This is a genomic window from Salinispora vitiensis, from assembly GCF_000378825.1.
Taxonomy (GTDB): Bacteria; Actinomycetota; Actinomycetes; order Mycobacteriales; family Micromonosporaceae; genus Micromonospora; species Micromonospora vitiensis.
In genome coordinates this window covers 1,557,253-1,573,317 of sequence record NZ_KB900388.1, presented here as the reverse complement: position 1 = coordinate 1,573,317, position 16,065 = coordinate 1,557,253, and the positions used below count along the sequence as shown (strand labels likewise).

Genomic DNA, 16,065 nt, shown 5'->3' with positions numbered 1-16,065 from the left:
AATGCCGAGCTCCGGGTCGAGTGGACAGAACCCGTGTTCGTGCCCCGGCCGACAGGCGGAGGAACACAGATAGGCCACCGAAGCGCCAGCGGTGTCGGTGCACCGGATGACAGTGCTTCGGCGATCCGGCGATCCGGCGATCCGGCGATCCGCGATCCGGCGATCCGGCGATCAGGCGAAAGGCCGGTCGGAGCGCCTCAAGACCTTCGGGAATGGTCGAGGTAAGCAAGGACGGCCAGCACGCGGCGGTTGTCCTCCACCGACTCCGTGATGCCGAGCTTGGCGAAGATACTGGTGGTGTACTTGCTGATCGCGCCCTCACTCAAGTGAAGCCGCTGAGCGATCCCGCCGTTGGAACGACCCTCGGTCATCAGTTCCAGCACCTCGCGCTCCCGAGGCGTGAGGGAGGCGAGGGGACCTCGCCTCCTGCTTGCCGCGAACAACGACGAGATCACGTCCGGGTCGAGCGCCGTGCCGCCTTCGGACACCCGCCGCAGGGCATCGACGAACTGGTCGCCGCCCAGGACTCGGTCCTTCAACAGATAGCCGACACCACCCGCACCGTCAGCGAGCAGCTCCCGGGCGTAAAGCTGCTCGACGTGCTGGGAGAGCACAAGCACCGGAAACCCCGGGTGCTCCTGGCGCACCGCCAGGGCGGCGCGCACACCCTCGTCGGTGAACGTGGGGGGAAGCCGGACGTCGACGACGGCGAGGTCGGGACGGTGCTCCCGGACTGCTTCCTGCAGCAGCGGCCCGGTGTCCACGGCGGAGACGACTGTGATGCCGCGCGCGGCCAGCATGTGCGTGAGGCCCTCGCGGAGCAGGGCGAGATCCTCCGCCAAGACGATACGCACAAGCACTCCGGGGGTGAGGGGCCGGACACCAATCCTAGTGCCGCCGCCGATTACCCGTTCCGGCAGTACGGATCCTGCTCCCAGCTCTCGCACGGCACGCGCAGCGTCACCTCGGTGGGGCCGCCCAGAGGGCTGATCACGGTCAGCTCGCCGTCGAACGCCGCGAGCCTCCGGCGCAGCCCCTGCATGCCCGTACCGCGCGCCGGGTCGGCACCGCCCGCGCCATCGTCGCGAACCGAGCCCTCAAGATGTCCACCCTTGAACCGCAGCGTGAGCCGCACCTGGTCGGTTGCGGCGTGTTTGGCGACATTGGTCAGCAGCTCCCGCAGTGCGAAGTAGACCGCTGACTCCACCGCTGCCTCGGCGCGGCCCGGCACGTCGACGTCGACGTCGACATCGAGCGGGGTGTCCAGCGCCAGCGCTCGAACCGCCTCGCCGAGCCCGCGCTCGGCCAGTACCGGCGGCAGGATGTCGCGGACGACGGCACGGAGGTCCGACAGGGTTCGGCGCAGCCCGCGACGGGCGTCGCCGATCACCTCGCGAGCCCGAACGGGGTCGGTGTCGAGCAGCAGCTCGACGGTGTCGAGCTGCATGCCGATCGACACGAGGCCTGCCTGCACGCCGTCGTGCAGGTCCTGCTCGATGCGGCGCAGTTCGGCCACCTGCGAACGGTTGACGGTCGATCGGGAGTGGGAGAGCTCCTGCACCCGCCGAGCGAGGACCGCGGAGGCGGTGGGGGAGAGCAGCTTGACGCCGACCCACCCGATATTCCGCAGCACAGCGGGTGCAACCAGCAACCCGGCCGCGACCACGGCCAGCCCGACGACGAGACCGATGACCGCGGAAGTGCCCGCCGGCAGACCCACGGCCCTGAGGAGCCCGTTCCACGCTTCGGCGGGGTCGTAATCCAGCCACGGGCGGGTCGGGAGGTACCACACCCACGGCCACACCAGCGCCACTGCTGCGTAGCCGGTGGCGGCGACGATCGTGCCGGTGACCACGGCGGTGAGTGGTTGCACGGCGGTCCAGGCCAGGTCACGCCACGTCGCCGGATCCCGCATCACCCACGCGTAGCGTGCCAACCGCTCGACCGGGTGCGGCGAGTCATAGAGGGTACGACCGCCCTCGTAGAGCCCGTCGCGGCGTGGCGTCGGGGGGGCGGGCGCGGGGAGGTAGGGATCGACGACTGGGTGACCCGCCCACCGACTCAGCAGCCGCCTCTGCGCAGAGACCGCGGGCCGGGCGACCCGCTGGGCCGCCGGTAGCAGCCAGCCCCCGCCGAGCGGCAGAGTCGCCGTGACGAGCACGGCGAGAAGGAGGTTGGGACCGGCGAGCAGCGTCGCGACTGTGACCCCGCCCAGCGCCGTGAGTCCCCGCAGCACCGCGGTCATCGCCCGGTGCGCCCCCGACCGCGCCTGGGTCCGCCCCGTCGGCCCCAGCAGGCGAGCGGCGAAGTGCCCGTACGCCGCCGTCGCACCGGGGGCGATCGCGACGCCGAGCACGGCTAGCGTCGCTCCCGCCGAAACAGCCGCCCACCCGGACGACCCCGGGACGCGGACCGCGGCCAGCAGGGCGCCACCGCCGACGAGCGCGGTGGGGAGCAACGCGGTGACGGCGGCGACGACGGGAGCGAGCAGTAGGAAGGCGTTGTCGCGGTGGGTGGCGGAATCGGTCGCGAGCCACCGGCTCCGGTGTTGGTAGGAGGGCAGGGCGGGCGAGCGGAACAGCTGGTTGCCCAGCCGGTAGCGGCCGCGCGCATCCGGTTGTGGCGGCGGGGGAGCTGGCCGGTACGGACTTTCGATCGTGGGCCCGCACCAGCGTCGCACCAGCCGCCGTATCAGGCCGGTGAAGCGCCGAGCCGCCGTGGTCGCAGACAGCACGCCGAGCAGAGTCAGGGTCCAGGACAGGATCAACACGACGACACCCACGACCGCCAGCGCGGTGAGCGCAAGCCCGCGCACCAATGCCATCAGCCGTTGCCGCACGCTTACCTCCGCATCGCACCCTGCATCGGTGTCAGTTTCAGTGTCGCAGCATCCGCCATCGCTACATCCGCCATGACCGGACGGAGCGTGGGGCCCCTAGTGCCCCCTAGAGATCGGATTCGCTTCCCCAGAGCGGCTCGATGGGCCTTAGGCCGTGTCTTCAAAGGTTCATAACCATTGGAGTAGCGCGGCGATGGTGACGGTGGCCCGGTATGAGGTCGCTGTCTTGTCGTAGCGCGTCGCGAGGCTGCGGCACTGCTTGAGCCGGTTGAAGCAGCGTTCGACGACGTTGCGCCGTTTGTAAAGCTGCTTGTCGAACGCTGGTGGCCGGCCGCCTCGGCTGCCTCGTCGGCGGCGGTTGGCCTGCTGGTCAGCGCGTTCTGGGATGGTGTGCCCGATGCCGCGTCGGCGTAGGTCGACGCGGATGGCTTTGGAGCTGTAGCCCTAATGAGCATGCAAGGGCTGGTCTTGCCCGGGGCTCGTTCGGAGATCTCGCGTTGTAGCCCGCGCGGTGAGCGCTTCGACAAGACCGATCCGACACGGCGGGTCCTGGCAGGACCGGCCCTTGCGCAGTGGTAGTCACTGGCTTGAGCCGTTCGCGTGGGCCACCTCTGGACAGGCCTGGATCATCGAATCCTTCGACAACGATGGAGGGCCACGCGGGCGTCCACGGTTACTTCAACGCTGGTGGGATGGTGGACCGAGAGTCCTTTCATTAGGTCGCGGCGTGATCGTGGCAGGCCCGCCCGAATCTCAGATATCACCTACGAGGGGTTGATGCCTATGACTGTTTATTGCGGAATTGACTGGGCCGAGGAACACCACGACGTCGCGATCGTCAACGACAGCGGCGGGTTGATCGCACGGCTGAAAATCGGTGATGACGCGGCCGGTTACCGGCAGCTGATCGACCTGCTCGCCGACGCCGGTGACAACCCGCAACAGCCGATCCCCGTGGCGATCGAGACCTCCCGGGGTTTGCTGGTGGCTTGCCTGCGGGCAACCGGCCGGCAGATCTACGCGATCAACCCGGTCGCGGTCGCTCGTTACTGAGACCGATACACCGTCTCACGCACCAAGTCCGACCATGTCGACGCGGTGGTCCTGGCCAACATTCTGCGCACCGACATGGCCGTGCACCGGCCGCTGCCCAACGACTCCGAACTCGTCCAGGCGATCGCAGTTCTCGCCCGTGCGCAACAAGACGCCGTATGGGATCGAACCCAAGCCCACAACAAACTGCGCTCACTGCTGCGCGAGTACTACCCGACGTTCCTGCTGGCCTTCCGCGACGCCCGCGGCGGGATCACCCGCCCCGAAGCGCGCGCCGTACTCGCCGCAGCGCCCACCCCCACCCAGGCAGCGACACTGACCCCAGACGACCTCGCCGACGCCCTACGACGAGCCGGCCGGCAACGAGGCGTCACCGCCGAAGCTGACCGACTGCACCAAGCCCTGGCCACCGCAACCCTGCACCAGCCACCCCTGGTCGAACAGGCCATGGGACGACAAGCCCTAGCCCTACTGCGCGCGTTGGACACCGCCTGCCTCAACGCCGAAGACCTGGCCACGGCCGCAGAACAGTCTTTTGATCAACACCCGGACGCCGAGATCATCACCAGCTTCGCAGGCCTCGGTCGACTCATCGGCGCCCGGGTACTCGCCGAAATCGGAGACGACCGATCCCGCTTCGCTGATACACGAGCACTGAAATCGTATGCCGGTTCCGCCCCGATCACCCGCGCCTCCGGCAAGAGCCTGATCGTCATGCACCGACGAGTGAAAAACCAGCGCCTCGCCCACGCCAGCCATCTCTGGGCCTTCTCCGCCCTCACCGCCTCCCCCGGCGCCCACGCTCACTACCAACGCCGACGAACCGCCGGCGACGGCCACACCGCCGCCCTGCGCCACCTGTCCAACCGGCTCCTTGGCTGCCTTCACCACTGCCTGCAAACCCGACAGCTCTACCAGGAGACAACCGCCTTCACCCCACCCCAACCACAACAGCTACCCACCGCAGCTTGACACCAAATTGCGTGGGATGTCTTGTCGGCGATGACGTGGTCCGGGCGCACGCGAGGCCGGCCGGGACCCGACCGCTCGACACGGATGTCGGCGAGGACCTGAGTGAAGCGGGTGCAGTCGTTGACGTTGCCGCCGGAGAGCACGAACGCCAGGGTTCGGCCCAGGCCGTCGCAGGCGAGGTGAATCTTGGTGGTCAGTCCACCTCGAGATCGACCGAGGGCGTGATCTTGTGGTTCGTCCGTTTCTCGCCGCCCCCTTTAGCGCCGGCGGCGTGCTGGTGGGCTCGCACGATGGTCGAGTCGACCGAGACCAGCCAGTCGATGTCACCGGCAGCGTCCGCGTCGACCTGGACCCCGGACAGCATCCGCTCGAATGTCCCGTCCAGGGCCCACCTGCGGAAACGGGTGTAGATCGATTGCCAGGATCCGTAGCGGGCGGGCACGTCCCGCCACGCCGCCCCGGCTCGGATCTTCCACACGATCCCGTTGAGCACTCTCCGGTCATCGACCCGAGGCCGACCACCCGTCACCGCCGACGGCAGGTACCTCGACAGCGCTTCCCACTCGACGTCAGACAACTCGTAGCGACGACCCACGCGCTACATCATCCGACACCAAGATCCTTTGAAGACACCGCCTAGGCCAACCGCGTCGGCGCCCCAACCTGGGCGCGTGACCGAAGTCGTGACTGTCGATGAGCTGCGCAAACCAGATCGTGTGATCGGCGGTTGGCTTGGCGGGTGGCGCGGGCGATGTTGGTCGCGCCGGCGGTGCGGTGCCGGCCGATCGCGGTGTTACGCAGGATCGCGATGACGGCGGGTCCGGTGCCTGTCCGGGCTTGGGGGAGGTCTTAACGGAACGTCACGTCGCGGACGTGGTGGATCTTGTTCTCGATGTGCCAGTGGCGGCGGATCCAGCTCTGCAGGCCGCGGGGTAGGGCTTGGCCTGCGGGGAGTGACACGGTCAGGTAGGCGGTATCGCGGCTGGTCTTACCAGCGGCGATACGGGTGCGGGTGATCCGGACGGCCTGTTGGGCGTGTGGGAAGGTGATGCCGCCGGGGGTGGCGACGGTGACGGCTTTGACGGTGCGGGTCTCACGGCGGCCGTGACCGCGGTCGTGGGTGCGGTCACCGGCCGGGATCTGCGCCCAAGGCAGTCGTTTGAGCTGCTTGAACAGAGTCGGCTGGTTGGCCTTTACCTGCACGAGCAGGTGCGCTCGGCGGGCGGTGACCTCGTCGGCGTGTCCGGTCTGGGTGTGCAGGGCGTCGGCGATGAACAGCACCCCGGCCAGGGAGCCGAGAACCTGTTCGACGGCGTTGAGCAGCGGGGCGAACGACGTGATCTCATCGCTCTTCGTGTCCACGGTGACCTGGGCGAGCACGATCCCGGTGGTGGTGTCCAGGGCGGACAGCAGATGCACCTGACGGCCGCCGCCGGTGCGGGCGCCGCGTAGCGTCTTGCCGTCGATGGCGACCACCGTGCGGTACCGCCGCGGTGTGGTCACCTCGACGGGAGTGCGGGTACGCAGCCAGCTGACCAGGACGGTGCCGAGCAGCACGTCGTCCAGGCGCGTCAGCAGCCGCCAGACAGTGCTGCCGACCGGCACTCCTGCAGTGAACCCGAGCCGACGCTGGGCCTGTTCGTCCAGGTCGTGCAGCCAGTCCGTGACTGCGGCGAACGACGACGCCCCGGCCATGACGGCGCAGACCGCCACCGCCAACATCGCCCGCGCCACCCGCCAAGCCAACCGCCGATCACAGAACCGGATCACCGTCGTGACCAGCAGCTACCCGACAACGCAATGACCCTGGTCTGTCGCCTACCCGGCCCACCAATAGAATTTTCGGACGGCAACCGGGAGAAGGGGCGAGGGTGGCGTCCAAGGGCGGGGCGAAGAAGGCGGTTGCGGCGGCCAACCCAGAAGTTCTGTGTCGCGACCTCCCGTGCAGGCCTGACGCGGTGTCGGGGCTATGGATTCAGCGTCCGTTCCTTGCTGGGATCAGTTCAATGGCAGCTCGTGAATCACAATCGGTCTGGCCCGGGGCTCGAACCTTGACAACTTCACAAAACGCGCGCTCGCTTTCTGTAAGTACCTTGCAGTTGATCTAGGAACCTGAAGTGGGTGCTCCATGCGCCGTAGGTTCCGAGCTTCAGAATGGGGGCCAAAGTAGCAATTCGGGCAGGCGGTCAGTGTCTAGCCAATGATGGGTGGCTATCCTCGCTGCTCCCGAGCCCCTTCACCGGCCCGTAGCGGTCGGTCTCCATTGCGGCCGCTGTGACGCTCCCTGCCACGTGCACCACCACCGTTCCTTCACCGGCCCGTAGCGGTCGGTCTCCATTGCGGCCAGTCCAGGTCGATGGTGGTTTCGGCGTCGAACAGCCTTCACCGGCCCGTAGCGGTCGGTCTCCATTGCGGCCCGACCTCCGGCTCAACGGCCGGATCCGACCAGGTCGTCCTTCACCGGCCCGTAGCGGTCGGTCTCCATTGCGGCAGTTTCCGGCTCGCCGACAACCCGACGCTGCCGACCGCCCTTCACCGGCCCGTAGCGGTCGGTCTCCATTGCGGCTGCGGCAAGAGCTATGTGCACGACCTCGAAACGGGCCTTCACCGGCCCGTAGCGGTCGGTCTCCATTGCGGCGAGACGGTGTCCTGCCACGGGGTAGCCAGCCGTGGCACCTTCACCGGCCCGTAGCGGTCGGTTTCCATTGCGGCGTTACCGGCGCCACGGTTCCGGGCTCGCCGAGTACGCCTTCACCGCCCGTAGCGGTCGGTCTCCATTGCGGCTGCGAAGACCCCAACGGGGACGAGGATGCTGCCCTGCCCTTCACTGGCCCGTAGCGGTCGGTCTCCATTGCGGCAAGCCCAACGGTACGGCCTCCGTGACCGCGGTCGGCTTCGGCCTTCACTGGCTCGTAGCGGCCGGTCTCCATTGCGGCCTTGTGGTGTTCCAGCCGGTGGGTGTGGGCGTCCAGGTCTCTCCATCGGCCCATAGTGGTTGCTCTCCATTGCGGCGACGAGCGATGTGGTCTGCGTCCTCCCCGGCATGCCATGCCTTTACCGGTCGGTAGCGGTCGGTGTCCATTGCGGCTGGTCCTTTCGGGGAGTGGATGGGTAGCTGTTGGTCTGTGTGTCGCCGCCGCTCGTACTCGCGGGGGAGGTGTGGGCGAGTAGAGTCGCGCGTCAAGCGAAGGTCGGTCCAGTGCTGCTACCTTCTTCCGGTGTCGCTCAGTCCCGGCTCTGTTTGTGACGGTGCCGTGCTCCGTTGGGGCGATGCAGGTCGTGCGACCTCTTGTGGATCGGATGCATGTCCCTGGCCCTAGGTCAGGGCTCCGATCTTTCTGTCGGCAATCGGACGTAGATTAGATGCAGGTCGCGCGACAGGTATGCAGGAAATTCAGAGTAGATTGACCGTTCGTCAAGGTCCTCGGGTAAGTAGCGATGCGGGTGACCTCCACCGAACTCCGCCCCCTTGCAGGGAGTGTCGATGCCCTCTTTTGAGGCCTTTTTCGAGCAAGCGACCGGTGTGCCTCCGTACGGTTATCAGGCTCGGCTAGCGCGCGATGGTCTACCGGCGGTGGTTCAGGCGCCGACCGGTTCGGGTAAGACGGCTGTCATTTTGGCGTGGTTGTGGCGGCGGCTGCACGGCCCTGTGCGGGAAGGCACGCCGCGACGGCTGGTCTTCGCTCTGCCGCAGCGCACGTTGGTCGAGCAGGTGGCTGCTGAGGTTCGCAGATGGTTAACCAGTCTCGGCCTTTCCGATGAAGTTGCCCTGCATGTGGTGATGGGGGGTGAAGGGCGCACCCAGCGTCAGTGGCGGTTGGACATGCACCGTCCCGCGATTGTGGTGGGTACGGTCGACTCGTTGGTCAGTAAGGCGCTCAACCGGGGCTATGGCATCAGTCGGGCCGTGTATCCGATCGACTTCGCGTTGGTGACCAACGGTGCGCAGTGGATCATCGATGAGGTTCAGCTTTGCCGGGAGTCGACGACGACGTTGCGTCAGCTCGCTGGGTTTGTGGCGGCAGCGGGGAGTGGATGGCCGACGGCGGAGCCGTTGGCGTTGACGTGCATGTCGGCCACAGTTTCCGAATCGCTGTTGGACACGGTGGACAATCCGCTGCCCGGCATCGGCGATGTTTTGCGTATCGTTCCGGAGGAACGGGTTGGTGAGCTGGCGACGAGGCTGAACGCTAAGCGGACGATCCGCCGGTTGCCGGCCGAGCCAGGTGATCACAAGGCGATTGCTGGGGCGGTGCGGGATCGACACCGGCCGGGCACGTTGACCCTCGTCGTGGTCAACACGGTGGCCACCGCCAGAGGCGTTTACACCGCGCTTCGCGATAGCGCAGCGCCCCGTACGTTACTGCATTCCCGGTTCCGTGGTGTCGAGCGTGAGCGGCTGGTTGGGCAGGTAGTCGCCGAGCCTGGCGAGCTCGGCCGAATCGTCGTCTCCACGCAGGTTGTCGAAGCGGGTGTGGACATCAGCGCGGCGGTGCTGGTCACCGAGGCGGCGCCGTGGCCGTCTGTGGTGCAGCGCGCTGGGCGGTGTAACCGGACGGGGCGGGTGGCTTACGCCGAGCTGTGGTGGCTGCCGCCGGCGAAGCATAGCCCGTATGAACGGGCTGACATTGAGGCGGCGGTCGACGAGTTGGCCGGGCTGGAGGGGGTCGGTGTCACGGGGGAGGAGCTGCTGGCCCGACAGGTGGCGGTCACTGAACCGGAGATCTCGGTCATCCGCCGAGGGGACCTGCTCAGTTTATTCGACACGGCCCCCGACCTCGCCGGTGCCGATCTGGACGTCGCACCTTACGTGCGTGACGCCGACGACCTGGATGTGCAGCTCGCCTGGGGGGACTGGACGCCGACCGACACCACCGGCCGGCCGCCGGCTGAGGCGAAAGCGCCACCGGCCGAGTGGCGTTGCCGGGTGCCGCTCGGCGAGCTGAAGGCGCTGCGTAACCGGGGCGCGGTCGTGTGGCGCTTCGACCAGGCTGCCGGCCAGTGGGCGCAGGTCACCGAAGGCCAGCCGGCCAGGCCAGGCGAGGTGCTGGTCGTGTCGGCCAAGTACGGCGGGTACGACCCGCAGGTCGGCCTCGACTCGTCGGTCAAGAAGCCCGTGGCCGACTGCCCGTCGCTGGACGCCAGGCCGAATCCCGCCGCCGGCACCGATCCGGCCTCGGGCGGCGAGGATGCCTACCAGCAGGACGACGCGAGTGTCGCCCAGCGGGAGTGGCTGCCGCTGGATCAGCACAGCGACGACGTGCGTGGGCAGTGCGAGGCGCTGCTCGCCGCGCTCCAGCCGTCACTGCCGGCCGCGGTGAAGCGGGCGGTGGTAGCCGCCGGGTACGCGCACGATGCCGGCAAGTGCCACGATGCCTGGCAGGAGGCGTTGTGCGCGCTCGCGCCGAGGGAGGAGCGGGAACGGGTCGAGTTGGGCCGGCCGTGGGCGAAATCGGCCGTCAACGGACGGCTGAACTTTCCCCGGGACGGCAGTTTTCGACACGAACTGGTCTCCCTTCTCCTGCTGGACGGGCCGCTGCGCGCTCTGCTGGAGAGCGCCGACGTCCCGGACCTGGTTCGCTACCTCGTGCTTGCGCACCACGGCAAGCTGCGACTTCAGGTACGTGGACCCGATGACACCGACGCCGAGACGCTGCTCGGTCTCAAGAACGGCGAAACCGTACAGGTCCCCGACCTGCTCGGCCAGCCGGCCGGGGAGTTGACCGTCGACCTCGACCAGTTCAGCTTCGGCGGCGACAGTTCCTGGACCCGCACGGCCCTCGAGCTGCGCGACCGGTACGGCCCGTTCGTCCTCGCGTATTTGGAGACTCTGGTAAGGGTCGCTGACTGGCGGGCCAGCGCCGGTATGGGGGAGGCAGCTTGATGGCCCGCCATGTCCTACCCGGGTTGCGTCCGGCTCCGCTGGCCTCCTACCTCGCCGGGCTGGGCCTGATCCGCATGCTTGGTGAGCAGGCCGACCCGAATCTCACCGCCCGGTGGACCGACGGCGGGCTGGTCCTGACCACGACGGTGGAGGACACCGCGGCGTGGTTGGTTGACCAGTATGTGCCCACGCCGGTGCTCAGCCCTTGGAACGAGGGCAGCGGATTCGGTGCCAAAGACAGAACCCCGAAGCAGACCCTCGCCGCGTTAGCCGCGCATCCCTCTCCGCGGCTGGACGTGTTTCGCCGCGCGCTGCCGGCGGCCACCTCTGTCGGCGAGAAGTACCGATCGTCGGCGGGCTGGACGAAAGAACGGGCCGTCCGCGAGTTCCGCAACCGCTGCCCCGACGAGTTGCTGCCGTGGATCGATGCCGCCGTGGTACTCGCCGCTGACCAGGTGCACTTCCCGCCGCTGCTCGGCACGGGGGGCAACGACGGCCGGTTGGACTTCTCCACCACCTTCCACCAACGCCTGCTGGACGTGCTCGATCCGGCGATCAGGGATCGTGCGCGTTCCCTCGGCCAGGCCCGTGACCTTGTCGCCGGGACACAGACGCAACGGTTGCACCCCGCACCGGTGGGACAGTTCGACCCGGCGGCGGCGGGCGGCCGCAGCTCCTCGCCGTTCGGCGGAGCCGATTCGGTCGTGAACCCGTGGCAGTTCATCCTGCTGGTCGAGGGTGCCTTGCTCTTCGCCTCCAGCGCCACTCGTCGCCACCAGCACGCGGCCGGGCGGGCGGCGATGCCGTTCACGGTATTCGCGGCGCCGGACGGCTCGGCCAGCGGCGCCGCAGGGGAGACATCTCGCGGCGAGGTGTGGGCGCCGGTGTGGGAGGAACCATTCACCCTTGCGGAGGTCCGCCAGCTCTTCGCCGAGGCGAGGGCGTCCTGGCGCGGACGGCCAGCCCGGCAGGCCGTCGAGTTCTACGCGGCCACCCGAACCCTGGGCGTCGCCCGAGGGGTGACCGGCTTCGTCCGATACGGCCTGCACCAGCGCAACGGCCTGGCCTACGTGGCCGTACCGGTCGAGCATCTCACCGTGCGTAGCAGTCCCGAGGTGCGGCTCGCCGCGCGGCTGGAGGACTGGGCGTCCTGGTTACGCCGGGGTGCGGCATCCACGGCGGTCGGCCGGGCCGTGCGCGGCTTCGACGCTGCGCACCTGGCCTTCGCCCGCGACGGCGGTCCGCTGTCGCTGGCTCGCCTGCTGGCGGCAGTGACCAACCTGGAACTGGCCGTTGGGCGCAGCGGACGGGCACGGGACAACGCCAGGGTACGCAAGCCGCCGTGGGCACACGATTTCCTTCCTGTGCTCGGCGAGGCCGAATGCCCGGAACTGCGGGTCGCCGTCGGTATCGCCTCCTGCACCACCCGTCCCGGCCCGGACGCGGATCGCCAGCCGGCCCGGAGCATGCGACAGATCCTGTTGCCCATCGACCCGGATCTGCGGTGGCGGGACACCCCGGTCATCGCCGGCTACGGCCTGCGGCCGCTGCGCACGGTGTTGGCCGACGTGCTGACCTGGCGCAGCCGTACCGCCACCCAGGAGAGGCACCACAGTGACGCGTTTCGGGGCACGCCGACCTTCCGCACCGGGATCGCGGTCCCCGACGCGGATCTGCACGCCTTCGCCACGCCGGGTCAACTCAACGATGACCTGCTCGACCTGTGGCTGCGCGCCTGCCTCGCCCTGCGCTGGGACGGTGTCCGCCACGAATGGGCAGACCCCGGTCGGCCCCCGGTGCCCATGCCCACCCTCGGCCTGTTACACCCGTTCGCCGCCGGTCTCGCCCCCAAGCTGGACCGAGAACGGGACACACCTCGATTGGGGCTTGGCCCCGACTGGGCGGCGCGGCTGGCCGCCGGTCAGCTCACCACCGTGCACGACGACGCGGTCCGCCGGCTACGGCAGGCCGGTTGGCGGGCCGTACCCCGACCGGAGCAGATCCACGCCGACGGCGTCGCCATCGCCGCCGCGCTCGTACCCCGGTGCCGGCAGCCGCAACGGGTGCTGGCATGCCACCTCGCCACACCGATCCGCGCCGAAGAAGCCGCCGACACCCATATGCCCGACAACCCGGACGACAGCGTCCCGCAACTGGTAGAGGAGAGTTCGTGACCACCAACGCCCGTACGGTGCTCAAGGTCGAACTGCGCCCGCTGGTCGGCTCCCGATTCCAGCCGACCGGCTTTCCCGACCTCGGGGCCGCCGAGTTCGACTCGGGCGACGGCCGCGCGCTGCTCGTCGAGTCGGCCCAGTCAATGGCCAACCGGCTGGAAGCCGCCACCTGGGACGACGCCCGCGCGGACCAAGCCGAGGCGCTGGCCGGCCTGCCATACGTCAAGGTCGTCGACGGATCCGGCGCGTTTCTGTCGTCGAGTCGTCTGGAAGCCCACCGGCTCGCCTCCGCGTACGTCATGTCCGGCACGATCGACGGTGTCAAGGGCGAGGACTGGATGCGTGGCCGCCTGGGCCTGCAGGCCGGACGGCCACTGGACCACCGCGCGGTGGCGCGTGCCTGCTTCGCGCTCGACCCGGTATCGCTGGTGCACGGTGTCTTCTTCGCCCGCAAGGCGTGGCCCTGGCAGCCGAAGATCGCCCGCGCGGTGACCAGTTTCATCGAGGCGTACGACGTGCGCCCAGCCGTCAGCGGCGGCGTCAAACGCGACGTCGTCATCAACGAGGCCAAGGACGGTGCGACCGCCGAGGGCTACGGAACGGTGCCGCACCACCGGGTAGAGTACACCGCGGGCCGGATCACCGCCTACTTCGCCATCGACCACTCCCAGGTGCGCTCGTACGGGTTGTCGAAGGCGGGCACCGCCCTGCTGACGGCGTTGATCGACTACGAGATCGGCAGCCTGCTGGACGGCGGGTTGCGGCTGCGCACCGCCTGCGACCTTGACATCGTCGCGGTGTTGGGCGAGCGCCCGGACACCGCTGACGCCGCCGGTCGGGTCGCCAAGCTCCTCGGGGAGTGCGGTGACGAACTTGCCCCGGTCACCACGGTCACCTGGACCGGACGGGCCAAGGGATGAGCATCACCCTCGCGGTCCGCTTCCCGCTGGGCCGATACCACGCCACACCATGGGACCGGAGCGTCAACGAAGGTGCAGTGGAGTGGCCGCCGTCCCCGTGGCGGCTCATGCGCGCCCTGGTCGCGACCTGGTACACACGCTGGCCGGACCTACCGGCTCCGGTACTGGACGGGCTGCTCGAAGCCCTCGGTGACTCTCCGTCGTACTGGACGCCACCCACGCGCGCCGCACACACCCGCCACTACCTGCCTGACCTTGACCACAAGAAGGGCGAGACAGGCGGGACGGACCTGACACTCGATCCGTACCTGTCAGTGTCGCCAGACGAGGACCTGCTGGTGCACTGGGATACGGACCTGACCGGCGAGCAGCGCCAAGTGCTGGCCAAGCTGGCCGAACTGCTGCCATACCTCGGCCGGGCCGACTCGGTTTGCGAGGCCCGGCTGCTCGAAAGCGCCCCGACGCCAGACGACACGTGGTGGCGCCCGGCAGCCAACGGCCTGCAACGGATACGCCTGCTCGCCCCCGCTCGTCCGATCCGCCGGCCGATCCTCGAACTGACCACCGTAGGCATCCGCAAACAGCGGCGTACCATGCCACCGGAGACGACGTGGCTGAGCTACGCCCGTACCTCCACCCACACGGCAACGGCCCCACCACGACAGCCGATCGGCGGCGTGCACGCGCTTCGGTTCGCCGTACTGCCACGGGCCCCGTTCAAGGCCACCCACGCAGTGCTGCTCGCCGACGAAGTGCACCGTCAGGTCACACGCAGACTGGACGGTGGCCGTGAGGCCGTGCTCGGCCACGGCGGAGCCGCCACCGATCACCAGCATGCCCACTGGCTGCCCATCCCTGATGGCCATCACCGGGGCGCCACCGTCGGCGCCCTGCTCGTGTGGGTACCCGCGGGGCTGACACCGACCGAGGTAGCGACAATCCTCGGGGTGCGCAGCGTCTCCGGGCGGCGCAGCCGCCGCACCGAGAACGAGTACGAGGTCAAGGGCTTCCCCGCCACGGATCTGCTGCTGCAAGCCGCCGGACCGGTCGCCCAGGTCGCGCCAGAGCTGTGCGGGCCGGCGCGACGGTGGCGCAGCCTCACCCCATACCTGCCAGTGCGGTACCGCAAACGGGAGGCACTCGACACGTACCTCACCACCGATGTGCATCGTGAGCTGGGCTACCGAGGACTCGGCGCGGCCGAGGTCACCCAGACCGAACCGGACGAGGGACTGTCCAACCGATGGGCGCTGGAGTTCCGCCGCTACCGCATGACCGAGAATCTCGGCAAAGCACGCAGGGGGCTCGGCCTGCGGCTGGAGTTCCCCGACGAGGTCGCCGGGCCGCTGCTGCTCGGACAACTCAGCCACTTCGGATACGGAATCTTCGTCCCCGACGATCGCAACGACCAACCATGACAGTCCGCCCTGCCGCGTTCCGCGCCAGCGCACATCCTCAACGGCTACGGGCTACGGGCTACGGCGACTGCCCGCAGCTACTCGTCCGGACACCTGCCATTGGCTGTCCTACGAATTCCTGGGGAGCTGGCGGGGCCCAACCATATTCTGCGGTCAACCATCGGGACGAAGATCGGATACGTCAGGCCCACGAGCCAGGCGGGGCATAGTCTGTCGCCTACCCGGCCCACCAATAGAATTTTCGGACGGCAACCGGGGGAAGGGGCGAGGGTGGCGTCCAAGGGCGGGGCGAAGAAGGCGGTTGCGTCGGCCAACCCAGAAGTTCTGTGCCGCGACCTCCCGCGCAGGCCTGACGCGGTGTCGGGGCTATGGACTCAGCGTCCGTTCCTTGCTGAGATCAGTTCAATGGCAGCTCGTGAATCACAATCGGTCTGGCCCGGGGCTCGAACCTTGAGAACTTCACAAACGTGCGCTCGCTTTCTGTGAGCACCTTGCAGTTGATCTAGGAACCTGAAGTGGGTGCTCCATGCGCCGTAGGTTCCGAGCTTCAGAATGGGGGCCAAAGGAGCATTTCAGGCAGGCGGTCAGTGTTTAGCCAATGATGGGTGGCTATCCTCGCTGCTCGCGAGCCCCTTCACCGGCCCGTAGCGGTCGGTCTCCATTGCGGCGTTGACCGGCGCCAGGCCGACCAGGTCGCCGAGCTCGACCCTTCACCGGCCCGTAGCGGTCGGTCTCCATTGCGGCCCGGGTAGTGGCCGGGTCACTCACAGTAGATCGCCCCTTCACCGGCCCGTAGCGGTCGGTC

8 protein-coding genes, 3 pseudogenes and 1 CRISPR repeat array (1 of these 12 only partly in view) are annotated in these 16,065 nt (G+C 68.5%); of the genes and pseudogenes, 5 read left to right on the top strand and 6 right to left on the bottom strand.

Going from position 1 to position 16,065, the window contains the following annotated elements; translation table 11 throughout:
* Window positions 1-197 precede the first annotated feature (197 nt).
* The 3 genes and pseudogenes from SALPAC2_RS0107330 to SALPAC2_RS25935 form a co-directional block, all read right to left on the bottom strand.
* The gene (locus SALPAC2_RS0107330; RefSeq protein WP_018216003.1) at window positions 198-854 is read right to left on the bottom strand and encodes a response regulator transcription factor; all 657 of its coding nucleotides are present in this window, start codon (window positions 852-854) and stop codon (window positions 198-200) included.
* A 50-nt stretch (window positions 855-904) separates the two neighbouring features.
* Window positions 905-2,839 (bottom strand): sensor histidine kinase, encoded by a 1,935-nt coding sequence (locus SALPAC2_RS0107325; protein ID WP_018216002.1) that lies wholly within the window; start codon window positions 2,837-2,839, stop codon window positions 905-907.
* 168 nt (window positions 2,840-3,007) lie between these two features.
* A pseudogene (locus tag SALPAC2_RS25935) lies at window positions 3,008-3,280 on the bottom strand (IS5/IS1182 family transposase); the annotation flags it as partial.
* 342 nt (window positions 3,281-3,622) lie between these two features.
* On the opposite strand from SALPAC2_RS25935, the pseudogene SALPAC2_RS24575 reads away from it, so the two are divergent.
* Window positions 3,623-4,864: pseudogene (locus tag SALPAC2_RS24575) on the top strand (IS110 family transposase).
* A gap of 20 nt (window positions 4,865-4,884) precedes the next feature.
* On the opposite strand, the pseudogene SALPAC2_RS0107310 reads toward SALPAC2_RS24575, so the two are convergent.
* The 3 genes and pseudogenes from SALPAC2_RS0107310 to SALPAC2_RS28600 all read right to left on the bottom strand — a co-directional run.
* Window positions 4,885-5,459: pseudogene (locus tag SALPAC2_RS0107310) on the bottom strand (IS5 family transposase); the annotation flags it as partial.
* Between the two features lie 254 nt (window positions 5,460-5,713).
* The gene (locus SALPAC2_RS0107305) at window positions 5,714-6,598 is read right to left on the bottom strand and encodes an ISAs1 family transposase (protein ID WP_223874173.1); all 885 of its coding nucleotides are present in this window, start codon (window positions 6,596-6,598) and stop codon (window positions 5,714-5,716) included.
* Between the two features lie 694 nt (window positions 6,599-7,292).
* On the bottom strand, window positions 7,293-7,520 hold the full coding sequence (locus SALPAC2_RS28600; RefSeq protein WP_449619022.1) for a hypothetical protein: 228 nt from the start codon (window positions 7,518-7,520) through the stop codon (window positions 7,293-7,295).
* A gap of 828 nt (window positions 7,521-8,348) precedes the next feature.
* Between SALPAC2_RS28600 and SALPAC2_RS0107300 the strand changes: the two genes are divergently transcribed.
* The 4 genes from SALPAC2_RS0107300 to csb2 are packed head-to-tail and all read left to right on the top strand — an operon-like array spanning window position 8,349 to window position 15,260.
* Complete coding sequence (locus SALPAC2_RS0107300; RefSeq protein WP_026184512.1) at window positions 8,349-10,748, top strand: CRISPR-associated helicase/endonuclease Cas3; 2,400 nt, start codon at window positions 8,349-8,351, stop codon at window positions 10,746-10,748.
* On the top strand, window positions 10,748-12,922 hold the full coding sequence (gene cas8g1, locus SALPAC2_RS0107295; RefSeq protein WP_018215996.1) for a type I-G CRISPR-associated protein Cas8g1/Csx17: 2,175 nt from the start codon (window positions 10,748-10,750) through the stop codon (window positions 12,920-12,922). The genes SALPAC2_RS0107300 and cas8g1 overlap by 1 nt, the downstream gene beginning before the upstream one ends.
* Window positions 12,919-13,842 (top strand): type I-G CRISPR-associated RAMP protein Csb1/Cas7g, encoded by a 924-nt coding sequence (gene cas7g, locus SALPAC2_RS0107290; protein WP_018215995.1) that lies wholly within the window; start codon window positions 12,919-12,921, stop codon window positions 13,840-13,842. The genes cas8g1 and cas7g overlap by 4 nt, the downstream gene beginning before the upstream one ends.
* The gene (gene csb2 / locus SALPAC2_RS0107285; protein WP_018215994.1) at window positions 13,839-15,260 is read left to right on the top strand and encodes a type I-G CRISPR-associated protein Csb2; all 1,422 of its coding nucleotides are present in this window, start codon (window positions 13,839-13,841) and stop codon (window positions 15,258-15,260) included. The genes cas7g and csb2 overlap by 4 nt, the downstream gene beginning before the upstream one ends.
* 631 nt (window positions 15,261-15,891) lie before the next feature.
* A CRISPR array of direct repeats spans window positions 15,892-16,065; the repeat unit is 37 nt; unit sequence CCTTCACCGGCCCGTAGCGGTCGGTCTCCATTGCGGC; it runs 530 nt beyond the window's last position.